The 13,384-nt window shown below is 37.5% G+C and carries 11 protein-coding genes; 7 read left to right on the forward strand and 4 right to left on the reverse strand.

What is annotated here, in order from left to right; genetic code table 11:
- Complete coding sequence (locus tag LQ201_RS07130; protein ID WP_230140584.1) at window positions 1-1,284, forward strand: pitrilysin family protein; 1,284 nt, start codon at window positions 1-3, stop codon at window positions 1,282-1,284.
- A 157-nt stretch (window positions 1,285-1,441) separates the two neighbouring features.
- Here LQ201_RS07130 and LQ201_RS07135 read toward each other — a convergent pair whose 3' ends face one another.
- Genes LQ201_RS07135 through LQ201_RS07145 form a run of 3 tightly spaced genes read right to left on the reverse strand, consistent with a single transcriptional unit; the run spans window position 1,442 to window position 5,311 of the window.
- Window positions 1,442-2,179 (reverse strand): MIP/aquaporin family protein, encoded by a 738-nt coding sequence (locus tag LQ201_RS07135; RefSeq protein ID WP_230140586.1) that lies wholly within the window; start codon window positions 2,177-2,179, stop codon window positions 1,442-1,444.
- A 34-nt stretch (window positions 2,180-2,213) separates the two neighbouring features.
- Complete coding sequence (gene glpK / locus LQ201_RS07140) at window positions 2,214-3,704, reverse strand: glycerol kinase GlpK (protein ID WP_230140595.1); 1,491 nt, start codon at window positions 3,702-3,704, stop codon at window positions 2,214-2,216.
- 14 nt (window positions 3,705-3,718) lie between these two features.
- Window positions 3,719-5,311 carry a glycerol-3-phosphate dehydrogenase/oxidase gene (locus LQ201_RS07145; RefSeq protein WP_230140597.1) on the reverse strand — a complete coding sequence of 531 codons (1,593 nt, stop codon included), beginning with the start codon at window positions 5,309-5,311 and terminating at the stop codon, window positions 3,719-3,721.
- A gap of 158 nt (window positions 5,312-5,469) precedes the next feature.
- Between LQ201_RS07145 and LQ201_RS07150 the strand changes: the two genes are divergently transcribed.
- Window positions 5,470-6,234: a DeoR/GlpR family DNA-binding transcription regulator gene (locus LQ201_RS07150; RefSeq protein WP_131029794.1), complete on the forward strand. Its 765-nt coding sequence runs from the start codon at window positions 5,470-5,472 to the stop codon at window positions 6,232-6,234.
- A gap of 44 nt (window positions 6,235-6,278) precedes the next feature.
- Window positions 6,279-6,668, forward strand: coding sequence for a response regulator transcription factor (locus tag LQ201_RS07155; protein WP_215127449.1), 390 nt, complete (start codon window positions 6,279-6,281; stop codon window positions 6,666-6,668).
- A 69-nt stretch (window positions 6,669-6,737) separates the two neighbouring features.
- On the opposite strand, the gene LQ201_RS07160 is transcribed toward LQ201_RS07155, so the two are convergent.
- Window positions 6,738-7,415, reverse strand: a complete 678-nt coding sequence (locus LQ201_RS07160; RefSeq protein ID WP_230140599.1) for an acetyltransferase — start codon at window positions 7,413-7,415, stop codon at window positions 6,738-6,740.
- Window positions 7,416-8,132: 717 nt separating this feature from the next.
- Here LQ201_RS07160 and LQ201_RS07165 point away from each other — a divergent pair.
- The 4 genes from LQ201_RS07165 to LQ201_RS07180 all read left to right on the forward strand — a co-directional run bounded on the left by LQ201_RS07165 (window position 8,133) and on the right by LQ201_RS07180 (window position 13,380).
- A complete protein-coding gene (locus LQ201_RS07165) occupies window positions 8,133-8,891 on the forward strand; it encodes a polysaccharide biosynthesis/export family protein (protein WP_230140601.1) in 759 nt (252 codons plus the stop codon).
- 22 nt (window positions 8,892-8,913) lie between these two features.
- Window positions 8,914-11,202 carry a polysaccharide biosynthesis tyrosine autokinase gene (locus LQ201_RS07170; RefSeq protein WP_230140603.1) on the forward strand — a complete coding sequence of 763 codons (2,289 nt, stop codon included), beginning with the start codon at window positions 8,914-8,916 and terminating at the stop codon, window positions 11,200-11,202.
- Window positions 11,203-11,540: 338 nt separating this feature from the next.
- Window positions 11,541-12,089, forward strand: a complete 549-nt coding sequence (locus LQ201_RS07175; protein ID WP_230140605.1) for a UpxY family transcription antiterminator — start codon at window positions 11,541-11,543, stop codon at window positions 12,087-12,089.
- The gene (locus LQ201_RS07180; protein WP_230140606.1) at window positions 12,082-13,380 is read left to right on the forward strand and encodes a nucleotide sugar dehydrogenase; all 1,299 of its coding nucleotides are present in this window, start codon (window positions 12,082-12,084) and stop codon (window positions 13,378-13,380) included. Before LQ201_RS07175 ends, LQ201_RS07180 begins: the two co-directional genes overlap by 8 nt.
- Window positions 13,381-13,384 lie beyond the last annotated feature (4 nt).

Below are 13,384 nucleotides of genomic sequence, written 5' to 3' on the forward strand. Positions count from 1 at the left end.
ATGAAAATATTCATATTTTTTATAAACTTTATCTTAGTTTTTCATATTGCCAACGCACAAACCAAAGCCATTTCATTTGATGTAAACGGTTTAAAGGTGATTTTAAAACCTACCCAGAAAGAAACAGTTAGTATGAGCATGTTTTTTAAAGGTGGTGTAATGAATTATGATGCCGAAAGGGCAGGAATTGAAAATCTGGCTTTGGCATCTGCGGCAACCTGTGGCACTAAAAATTACAGCGTTGTCGATTATCAGGAGTTGGCTGATGAATATGGTATTGATATTTCTGGTTCATCTACAACTGATTATGGTACCATTAGTATGGATTGCATTTCTAAGTATCTTGACCAAGGTTGGAAGCTTTTTTCGGATGCTGTAATTAATCCTGCTTTTGATAAAACAGAGTTTCAAACCACTAAAGAACGGATGATTACGGGTATTTATCATAGTCAATCTGATCCTGAAACAAGGATTGAGCAGTTGAGCATGGAAAGCATGTTTAAAGATTCGCCTTATAGCACTAATCCTTTGGGCACAAGCAAAACTGTTGGAGGTTTTACTGCCGAAATGGTTAGTAATTATTACCATAACGAATTGTTGAATAAGAATAAAATGTTTTTGGTGGTAGCTGGGAACATCACAAAAGAAGAACTTGAAAAGAAAATTCAAGCTTCTTTCAGCGCGCTCAAAGGAAAAGTTTACACGCCACCAGTTTACGATCGTAAAACTTTAACAGGGGAGCATCTGGTAATCGAACAAAGAGATATTGCCACGAATTACATGAGTTGTATTATGAATGCCCCAACCATGACAAATGCTGATTATTATGCTTTTGTATTAACCATTAACGCATTAAGTGGTAGTATGAATTATGAATTGAGAACTAAACTTGGGTTATCGTATGCGCCAGGAGCAACCGTTAAATTACAACAGATTCCATATACCTCTATGTTTGTAAGTACCACTCAACCTAAAAAAGCTTTTAAAGCGATGATTACGGTATACAATAACATTAAAGAAGGAAAGTACGGTGAACGTTATCTTGAGGCATTAAAAAAAGAACATCGGGATAGATACTACAGGCACCAGGAAAGTGCAAGTTCGATTGTGAAAGATTTGGGTGAAGCTGAAGTGCTTGGCGATTATAGTATTACCGAGAATATGGTAGCCAATTTTAACAAGGTAAGCCTGCAGGACATGAAAGATTCTTTCGGAAAATATTTAAAAGGTGCCATTTGGATATACCTAGGCGATGAACAGGTAGGCAGAGCAGCTTTTCAGTAACTCTTCAGGGGCGTCATTTCGAGCGAAGAGCAACGCAGTCGAGAAATCTTTCTATATAGATCTCTCCATTTCGCTGCGCTTCAGTCGAGATGACGTTTTCCTATTTTATTGTACTAGTACTTGCGATGTCTTTAATGTCGTATCGAGAGACAATTCATTACTTACCAATCAATAAAAAGGCCACAGCAGCTAATACCGAGCCGATTATGGGGCCAACAATAGGTACCCAGGCATAACTCCAGTCGCTACTTCCTTTTCCTTTCATTGGGATTAAAAAGTGAATAATCCGCGGGCCCAAATCTCTTGCCGGATTAATAGCATATCCGGTTGTTCCACCTAAAGCCAAACCAATTACCCACACCAAAAACGCTACCGGGATTGCACCCATTGAGCCTAATCCAATAGGGGTAACCGTTTCTTTAGTGCCCATACTCGCATCAGTAAAATAAAAGATTACAAATATTAAAACGAAAGTGCCTATAATTTCTGATACCAAATTAGACGACATATTTCTGATGGCTGGCGCGGTTGCAAAAGGAGCAGCCTTTAAACCTTGGTCATCTGTAGCATCGAAATGATCTTTGTAAATAAGCCAAACCAGGAAAGACCCTGTCATGGCACCAGCCAGTTGTGCAATAATATAAAATGGCACCAATGCCCAGCTGAAGCCTTTTCCGATGGCAAGTCCGAGGGTTACAATTGGATTTAAGTGCGCCCCACTGTACGGGCCGGCAACAACAACCCCTACAAATACGGCAAGTGCCCAGGCGGTTGTAATTACAATCCAACCACTATCGTTGCCTTTAGTACCTTTAAGTACTACGTTAGCCACTACACCATTTCCTAAAAGAATCATTAGTGCAGTACCAATAAATTCTGCGAGATATACATTCATATAATTAAATTCTTATCCGATTAAAATTGTTCAATTAGTCTTCTGCATTTACCCTGGCTGCTTTTATTGCTCTGTTCCAGCCCTTTATTCTTTCCGTATTATCAATTCCTTCCTCAGCAACAAAAGTTCTGTTGATTTTCCATTGCGAGCGGATCTGATCTATACTTTTCCAGAAACCAGTGGCTAATCCGGCCAGGTATGCAGCACCAATAGCAGTAACTTCGGTTACATCGGGTCTGATTACTTTACAGTTTAACAGATCGGCCTGAAACTGCATCAATAAATCGTTAGCTGTAGCACCACCATCTACCCTTAATTCGGCAATATTTACGCCTGCATCTGCTTCCATAGCTTTCAAAACATCCATGGTTTGGTAGGCAATACTTTCTAAGGCTGCCCTTGCAATATGCGATTTGTTTGTACCGCGGGTTAATCCTGTTATGGTACCACGGGCATGTTGGTCCCAGTGTGGAGCACCTAAGCCTGCAAAAGCAGGAACAACATAAACCCCATCGGTATCTTTTACTTTTTTAGCTAATGTTTCTACATCTGCCGATTTAGAAATGAGCCCCATTTCATCGCGAAGCCACTGTACCACCGCACCACCAATAAAAATACTCCCTTCTAAAGCGTAAATTACCTCACCATTAATTTGCCAGGCAATAGTGGTTAATAGATTATTGGCTGATATTTTTGGCTTCGACCCAATATTCATCAGCATAAAACAGCCAGTACCATAAGTGTTTTTTACCATCCCTATTTCGGTGCACATTTGCCCGAACAAAGCAGATTGCTGATCGCCGGCTATCCCTGCAATAGGAATTTTTGCAGCCAATATGCGTCCTGCGGTTTCACCATAAACTTCACTTGATGATTTTACTTCGGGGAGCATCGCTCTTGGTATCGAAAAAAGCTCAAGCAATTCGTCGTCCCAGCTTAAAGTGTGGATGTTGTAAAGCATCGTTCGTGATGCATTACTGACATCGGTTACATGTTTTTCGCCTGCTGTTAATTTCCAGATTAACCAGGTATCTATGGTTCCGAAAGCAAGTTTTCCAGCTTCAGCTTTCTCTCTTGCGCCGACAACATTTTCTAAGATCCACCTGGCCTTAGTAGCCGAGAAATAAGAATCTATGATCAGGCCTGTTTTTTCCTGTATTTTACTGGCCAGTCCTTGTGCTTTAATTTCATCACAATAGGCAGAAGTACGCCTGTCTTGCCAAACAATGGCATTGTAAATTGGTTGTCCGGTTTCTTTATCCCAAACCACAGTGGTTTCGCGCTGATTGGTAATGCCAATAGAATCGATATCGCCTACGGTTAAACCTGCTTTAACGATCACTTCTGTTACAACCGCCAACTGTGTCGACCAAATTTCCATTGGATCGTGCTCTACCCAACCGGCTTTGGGATAAATCTGTGTGAATTCTCGTTGTGCAATGGCAACAATTTCGCCATTGTGATTAAAAATAATTGCTCTCGAACTTGTGGTTCCCTGATCGATAGACAAGATGTATTTACTCATAATTAGGAATTTGGTTAATTGGCTAAAGCCGATTCGGTTATTTTAGGTGTTGAATGATAAATATAACCATCGGCTAATTTATTAAAAGTTTCGATTTGCTTAGTTTCCCAGTTTTTATCAGCAGATAATTCTTTGGCCAGGAGCGAAGCTACTCTAGGTGCCATATCTTTGGCTGCTTGTGCATTAATAAACAGTATTCTTAATCTCCTGCTTAAAATATCCTCTACGGTTTCGGCCATTTCGTTTCGTGCAGACCAAAGCACTTCGGCTTCTGTATAAGGGAATGCAGGATGTAATTTATTGCCGAAACCTGGATCTTGCGCAATTAATGCTTCAATTTTACTGCGATCCGATCCATAGATAGCCAAATGACTATCTGTGGTAGTGGTTAAGCTACCATGTATGCTTAAATTTTGGGTTACGCATGCTTTCGATTCTAAACCAGCATGAGTAATGGCTAAATCAACCGTTTCTTCTGCCATTCGGCGATAGGTGGTCCATTTACCACCAGTAATGGTAATTAATCCCTTTGCAGAAACAATAAGTTTATGGTCTCTGCTAATTTCTTTTGTACTATTTCCATCTCCGTTTGTAGGAGCAGCCAGTGGGCGCAGACCTGAGAATACGCTTAAGATATCTTTTTCCATGGGCTTGCGGTTAAAATAACTCGCCGCTGTACTCATAATAAAATCTACCTCCTCTTTTAATGCCCTGGGTTCTAAACTATGTTCGTTTAAAGGGGTGTCTGTTGTACCCACCAGTAAATGTTCATGCCATGGAACGGCAAATAGAACACGTCCATCAGAGGTTTTTGGTATCATTAACGCCGATTCACTGTTTAAAAAACTTTTGTCTAGCACTACATGTACACCTTGGCTAGGGCGTACCATTTTTTTTGAATTCGGGTTATTCATTTGCAGGATGTCATCCACAAACACGCCTGTTGCATTAATTACTATTTTGCCGATATACTTAGCTGTTATGCCAGTTATAGTGTCTTCTGTTTCAATGCCTGTAACCACATCGCCACTTTTTAACAGGCCGGTTACCTTTGTATAGTTCAATAATGAAGCGCCGTTTTCAACAGCGGTTTGTGCAATGTTTATCGCTAAACGGGCATCATCAAACTTTCCATCGTAATACCTGATGCTTCCTTTTAATCCCTTTTCCTTAATGCCTGGCATTATGGTTAAGGTTTCTTTTTTAGAGAAAAACTTAGATTTGCCGAAGCTATATTTGCCTGCTAACCAATCGTAAAGTGTAAGTCCGGTTAAATATTTTACAACAGAGAACCAATCGTAACAGGGGATCAGAAATTCTTCTTTATTTACCAGGTGCTTTGCGTTTTGTTGCAATAAACCACGTTCTTTTAAGGCATGTTTAACTAAACCGATATCGCCCTGTGCAAGATAGCGAACACCACCATGTACCAGTTTAGTACTCCGGCTGGATGTTCCTTTGGCAAAATCAGATTGTTCTACCAATAAAGTTTTAAAGCCCCGGCTCGCAGCATCCAATGCAGTACCCAAACCTGTGGCACCTCCGCCAATAATAATGAAGTCCCAATTTATGTTTTCTGTTAGGTGATGCGGGTGTAATCTTTCCATTTAGATTTATAAAAATAATAAAACGAAACAATACGCAATTATAAGAAATCATAATCGAAATAATATAATATGTGTGTTAAAAATTTATTAAATATTTATGCAAAATATTTTAAAGAATGTTTTTATTGCTAATTTGCAGCACGCTAATTAAATATATTATGATGAATTTGGCTGAGAGGCACCAGTTTATATTAAGTCGCCTGCAACGTGATCAATACATAAATGTAGTCGATTTATGTAAGGAGTTGAAAGTTTCGTCTGTAACAATAAGAAAGGACTTAAAACTACTTGAAGATAAGAGCCTATTATTTAGGACCCACGGTGGGGCTACTGTAAACAATCCATATACGGTAGACCGTCCGGTTAATGAGAAAGAGAAAATACAATCTACAGAAAAGAACAAAATAGGTATTGCGGCTGCTGCATTGCTAAATGACAATGATTCTATTGTTATTGCATCGGGAACTACAGTGCTTTATTTTGCCAAGAATATTGCGCCAGCAACAAATTTAACCGTTGTAACTTCTGCATTAAATGTAGCGCTCGAATTAATGCGCGAACCTAGTATTGAAGTGATACAATTAGGCGGATTGCTTAGGAAAAGTTCTTCATCGGTAATGGGTGCTTATGCGGAACAGGTTTTGCAGGATTTTTATTTTAATAAGCTATTTCTTGGTGTTGATGGGATTGATCTTGATTTTGGAATAACCACTACAAACGCCATGGAAGCACATTTAAACCGCAAAATGATTGGTGCATCACAAAAAACGATTGTTCTTGCCGATTCTACTAAATTTGGGAAAAGAGGCTTTGGAAAGATATGTGGATTAGAAGAAATTGATCATATTATTACCGATAAAGGAATTTCTGAACAAATTGTTAAACATTTAGAGAGTTTAGGTGTTACTGTTACTATCGTATAGCGCATTCCACGCGAACGGTATAATCCAAACATTATAATTTGAACATGGAAAGAAAACGAATACACATTTTAGAGGATGATCAGGAGATCAGAAACGTTATTGAAATTCTATTAAAAGATGAGGGTTTCGAATTGCAGCTTTCATCATCATTTGCTGAGTTAAAGAAAAATATCCAGGATGCAATGCCTGATCTTTTTTTACTTGATGTAATGTTACCAGATGGAAACGGAGCAGAAATTTGTGAAGATTTAAAAACCGATATTTTTACCAAACACATCCCAATTATCGTAATGTCTGCACAGAATAATAGCGAACAGAAAGCTATTGATGCATTTGCTGATGATTATATCAGTAAACCTTTTGATATTTATGATGTTTTGGAGCGTATTAATGCGCAGCTGAAACGAAGCGCTGAAAATAAAACAAAAGTTTAATTACATTAGACTAGCAAAAAAAAGGGAAGTCAAAAAAATGGCTTCCCTTTTTTATGTATAAAACAATTATTAAGTCTGCTTAACATCCTGAGCTTTGTTAAACATCACAAAACGTTTAGAATCGCCAACACGTTGAGGTACTGTTGCATTTGAAACAATGGCGTAATCTTCAGTATTCTTGTTTATAAAAACGCCTGCGCCAATAATGTTGTGGGTACCAATGGTTATATCTTCTTTGACTGCAGAATTTATGCCTAAAAAAGAGTTGCGGCCAATAGTTACATTACCAGCTAGTATATTACCAGACAATAAAACATTGTTTTCTATCGTAGAGTGATGACCAATCCGCGCGCCGATAAGCATGCAATTATTACCAATGCATACAAAAGGTTGTATGTCGCAGCACTGATCAATGAAAGTATTGTGTCCGAATACCAAATCGGGCCACACATTGGCTTTAGATGAAATATAATTTGCAAAACTATAGCCAGATTCGCTTACCCTGTGGTACACGCTTTCCCTGGCACTGTTTCTACCAATGGCAATATGCATTTTATGGGTTTCTGGAGGAAAATCTTTAATCACCTGGGTGAGACTTAAAATGGGTAATCCTAATAGCATACTTCCTGCAGGTGGTACATACGCATCATCAACACAAAAGGCAACAACATTATAGTCGCTGTCATTCATAAAGGAGTAACAGATAAACTCAGCCATTTTTCCAGTTCCATAAATAATAACTTTCATATTTAATTCTTGTTTTTAGGTTTCTAACGAATTTATGCATAAAACAGGCTTTTAAACCTTTTTAAAGCATACTGTACATATTTTGCTAATTCCTGTTTACAGCTTTCACAGTTGCGCATTTTTTTGCTTTTTGAGCTGCTTTAAAGGGATATTGCTTTTATGTTAATCGTTTTATCTGATTTGATCGCCAATAACATACCGCTATTAAGGAAAGCTCAATCGTGTTAAGCAGAATGTATTTTTTAATAATTAGAAACGTGTTGTAAAACAGCTTGCACAGAAATATGCGAGGTATGGCTTGATCATGGCCTGGCTAGAAAAAAATAATCAGTTGAGCAGTAAATCCACCCTTGGTAATTGGCAGCTTTTCTTTAAAATTTTATAAAAATCATTTTATACCCCTAATAAATTGTAGTATTAAATAGCTTTTTTAAATGTTAAAACATTTTCTGATGTTTTTTGAGCTTTACCGATTAAGATCTCACTAAAAAACAGACTTTTTTGAGCAAAAATATAGGCCGGATATTATACAAGTTACGCGTTGTAAAATTTACAAATGATGTGCAATTTATGAGCACAGTATTTAAAATGCTGTGCATGCTGGTCATATTTTATACAATTTAAATACAACCCCAGTCTACCTATAAAACATTGACGCTTAATTGCATAGCTTAGTTCTCAATAAATCGAAACAAAAAACTAAACATTACTTAAGCTATGAAGAAAGTAATCTTATTTATCGCAATATATACAAGCATTATCACCGGATGCGCTCCCAGAAGAGATCTTGTATACTTTAGTAACCTGGCCAAACAAACCAGCGAAGTTAAGCTTCAAGGTCAGGAAGTTAAAATTCAGCAAAACGACCTTTTAAGCGTAAGCATAAACAGCTTAAATCAGGAGTCGAATGTTTTATTTGCTGTTAATACCAAAAATGCAGGCGCTGAAAACAATTATAAAGTAGAAGGTTACCGGGTAAGTAAGGATGGAATGATTAACCTGCCCGTTGTAGGTAACGTTCGCCTGGAAGGTTTAACCATTGAGCAGGCACAAGCTGCCATATCGAAAGAATTGGATAAATATGTTAAAAAACCGGTAGTTGACGTTCAGTTGGTCAATTTTAAAGTAACAGTAATTGGCGAAGTAAACCGACCATCAACCTTTACTGTACAGGGAGATAATATTAACCTCTTAGAAGCATTAGGAATGGCGGGCGATATGACCGTTTATGGCAAAAGGGAAAATATTTTAGTGATCAGACAACAGGATGGTCAAAGGGTGATGAAAAGACTTAACCTGAACAATCAGGATGTGATGGATTCTCCATTCTTTTACCTGAAACAAAATGATGTGGTATATGTGGAGCCTGATAAATCAAAAGCGATTGAATACAGTCCCAATACACGTATTATGCCAGTGGTAATTGCTTCTATATCAGCAGTTGCAGTATTAATCACAGCTGTTCTTCGTCGATAAACGTCTCTTAAAACATTATATCATGCTTAAACAAAGTACAAATAGTGGCGCAAAAGATTTTGCAGAAACTATGACAAGATTTGCCAGAAACTGGCACTATTTCTTAATCAGTATCATTATTTCTATAGCTGCTGTATATGCTTTTCTATACATTACTCCACCAAAATATAAAGTGAGCAGTACACTTTTAATCTCTGATGATAAAAATGGTGCAGCAATGTCTAATAGTACCGCTTTTAGTGATCTTAATATGTTTCAAACGGTTAAAACGGTTGATAATGAAATTGAGATCTTAAGGTCGAGAGATCTGATTTTTAAAGTATTGAAAAAACTAAATCTAGAAACGGCTTACTTTAAAAAAGAGGGGATTAGAGAAAAAGAGCTTTATGGCAAAACGTCCCCACTTGTAGTTACTGCTATCAGTTTAAAAAATGGTGCTTACGCAAGAAAAATTAACATTTCTTATCTGGATGAAATCTCTTACATCATTCAGGATAGCCTAAAAACAAATATTGTAAAGTATGGCGATACCATTAATACTAAAAACTACGCAATTAAAATAGATAAGGGACCAGCATATAAAACCGAATTTGGTAAAATTAGACTTCAGTTTAAAAACTTATATAAAATGACCGAGGCTTATAACCTGGTTTCATTAAAAATAGTTCCGGTTGTTAAAGATGCCAATACCATTACCATTAGTTTGAACGATGTGGTTCCTCAGCGGGGAATTGATATTCTTAACGATCTGATCGAAACTTACAACATCAATAACGTCAACAATAAAAATACCATTGCCCGTAATACCATTAAATTTATCGATAACCGCCTAAAATACCTGGTTGCAGATCTAACAGGTACTGAAGAGGACGTAGAAAACTACAAGCAACAAAACCGTGTTACCGATGTTAATATGGATGCGCAGATGAATGCTGCACGTTCAGGAGAGTATAATCAGTTGCTGGAAACATCATCAGTGCAGCTGAGGATATTGCGGTCAATCGAAAATTATTTCAGAGGCAAACAAAGTCAATATAACCTTGCTCCAAGTGCAATGGGCTTAAAAGACCCGATTCTGAATTCATTGATTTCAAAATTTAACGATCTTCAATTGGAAAGAAATAGGATGTTACGTACCGCTAATGCAGAAAATCCTTTAGTGCTAAACCTTAATGAGCAGATAGCAACCTTAAAAACCAATATCTTAGAAAACTTATCTAGTATTAAACAAGGTTTCGTTATTGAAAGAAACAACCTGAGCGCCAACTACTCTCAATTCGATAATAAAATTAAATCTGTACCTACTATAGAGCGTGGTTTATTAGAAAGAAGCCGCGAACAAAGTGTAAAATCGGGTTTATATAAATATTTACTGCAAAAAAGAGAGGAAACTGCATTATCACTTTCTGCAACCGTTCCAACTTCACAGGTGGTAGATAAACCGGCTTACAATACTATTCCTAATAGCCCTAAACAACCACTTTTATATCTGTGTGGATTCATTTTTGGTTTTTTTGTTCCAGCTGGAGTAATTTACGCCAAAGGATTTTTCAATAACAAGGTACAGGATGCCAGTACTATTGAGTTAACCGGTGCCAAAATGCTTGGTGAACTTTCTCATAACCTGGATAAAAGCACCATCGTTTTTCAAAAAGACAACCGTTCTACCATATCAGAGTTGTTTAGGTACATCAGAATGAATTTAGGACTGATGTCTAACAATATCGAGAATAAGGTAATGTTGGTTACCTCGAGTATGAAAGGAGAGGGTAAAACATTCTTTAGCGTAAATCTGGCTACTACATTAGGCATGCTTGATAAAAAAGTTGTTGTACTGGAGTTCGATCTAAGAAAACCTGACCTCTTGAATAAAGTTGGTTTAAAGCAAACTAACGGGTTAACCGATTATTTAATTGGCGAGTCTGTATTAGATGATATTATTAAACCTACCAGTGTTTCAGATAATATATGGGTTATTGGATGCGGTCAATCGCCTGAAAATCCTGCCGAAGTAATGATGAGCCCTAAAATGGATTTATTGTTTGATGAACTGAAAGAAAGATTCGATTACATCATTATCGATACTTCGCCGGTTGGCCAGGTGGCTGATGCCTTTAGTTTGGCCGAATATGCCGATGTAAGCATTTACCTGGTGCGGTATAATTATACCAATAAATACCAGCTCGCCATATTGAAAGATATTTGCGAAAACAATAAGCTTAAAAATCCGATGGTTGTTTTTAACGATGCCAAACGGGAGAAAAGCCAGAAATACAGCTACGGTGGTTATGGATATGCCATGGCAAACTAAAGCTACCTTGTTTTAAAAGAGAATACCTTGCCCTTTACCAAATAAACGTCCCCAAACGATTTAATTCTGTTTACAAACAATAAGGCTGCGATGCTTAAACTGCGCATCGATTAAAGTCATTAGCTGTTTGCAAACAACTCTTAATTAGATTACCTATTTGCCCCAAAAAGCAAAATGAGATTTAAAATAAAAATTGTCATGTAAGTGATATAGCGAAGCTGTATCCGGCCGACTAAATAAAGCTTCTTAGCTGAAAAAAACAGATACCTATCATGTAAGTGATATAGCGAAGCTGTATCAAATTGCCTAAAAAATAAATCTATAACCTCATCAAAAAAATGGAATCTACAATTAACATCAAGCCCTCGTTCGCAAAAAAATGGTTTGTGATCTATACACGCCCACGTTGGGAGAAAAAAGTTGACCGTTTGCTGCAAGAGCAAGGTTTCGAATCTTTTTGTCCTGTTCGTCATGTAGAAAATCAATGGGCCGATAGAAAGAAAATAGTTAGCCTTCCGCTTTTTACCGGATATGTATTTGTGAAAATTGATGAGCGTGAAGGTTACAAAATCAGGTATACACTCGGTGTTTTAAACTTTATTAATTACATGGGTAAGCCTGCAGTAGTTCGGGATAGTGAGATTGAAAAGTTGAAACACATTATGGATACCTACAATGATGTAGATGTAGTGAGTTTAACCGGTGTTTCCAAAGGAGACCGTGTTCGGATCAGTAATGGTCTCTTTCATAATCAGGAAGGAGAGGTGATCCAGATTCAAGGTAAGCATGTTTTAATGTCATTCGATCATTTAGATTGTGCTTTAGTTACCAGAGTGCCAATAAGCAACTTAACATTAACCGTAAATACACAACAACATTATGTATAACGCTGAAGATAATCTGAAAATGACGGTAATTGGCCTTGGCTACGTTGGCTTACCGTTGGCAGTAGAATTTGCAAAAAAATACAAGGTATTTGGCTTTGATATTAACCAGAGCAGAATAGCAGAGTTAAAAGCTGGATACGACAATACACTAGAAGTTAATGAATCAGAATTGAATGGGGTGTTAACCTTCGAATGCACAACTTTAAAAGGCCTGTACTGTACCAATGAAATCGAAAAATTACGCAGCTCGTCGGTTTACATTGTTACAGTACCAACGCCTGTTGATAAAAATAACAGGCCAGATTTAACACCTTTAATTAAAGCGAGCTCAGTTGTGGCTAAGGTTTTAAAGAAGGGAGATATAGTGGTTTACGAATCAACTGTATATCCTGGTGTAACTGAAGACGAATGTGTACCCATTTTAGAAAAAGGATCTGGTTTGGTTTTCAATAAAGATTTTTTTGCTGGTTATTCTCCAGAGCGCATTAATCCTGGAGATAAACAACATACTGTTGCCAACATCTTAAAAATCACATCAGGTTCTACTCCCGAAGCTGCAGAAAAAATAGATGCACTGTACCGTTCGGTAATTACTGCCGGAACTTATAAAGCTTCGTCTATTAAAGTAGCGGAAGCAGCAAAAGTTATTGAAAACGCCCAGCGCGATATCAATATTGCTTTTGTAAATGAACTAGCCATGATTTTTAACCAGATCGGTATCGATACTTCAGAGGTCTTAGCGGCAGCTGGAACCAAATGGAATTTCCTGAATTTTAAACCGGGTTTGGTTGGTGGACATTGTATTGGTGTAGATCCATATTATTTGGCTCAAAAAGCACAGGAAGCTGGCTATCACCCTGAAATTATTTTAGCCGGGCGACGTGTAAACGACGGAATGGGTAAATATGTGGCTGATCAGATCATCAAAAAAATGATCGCTAAAAACATCCATATTGTGGGAGCAGAAGTGCTGGTGTTGGGTTTTACCTTTAAAGAAAACTGTCCTGATGTACGCAATACCAAAGTAATTGATATTGTAAGGCGGTTGGAAGAATATAAAGTTAAAGTAACCATTCACGATCCCTGGGCAAATGCCGATCAGGCCAAGCATAACTACGGTATTATTTGCGAAAATGGTTCATCAAAAACCAGAAAATACGATGGGATTATACTGGCAGTAGCGCACGAAGCTTTTAACAATTTAAATATCACGGCATTGCGTAAACCGGAATGTGTGGTGTACGATATAAAAGCAGTATTGCCACAATCATTAGAAACGGTTCGATTGTAAGGCC

The organism is Pedobacter sp. Bi126 (assembly GCF_918698245.1).
GTDB lineage: Bacteria > Bacteroidota > Bacteroidia > Sphingobacteriales > Sphingobacteriaceae > Pedobacter.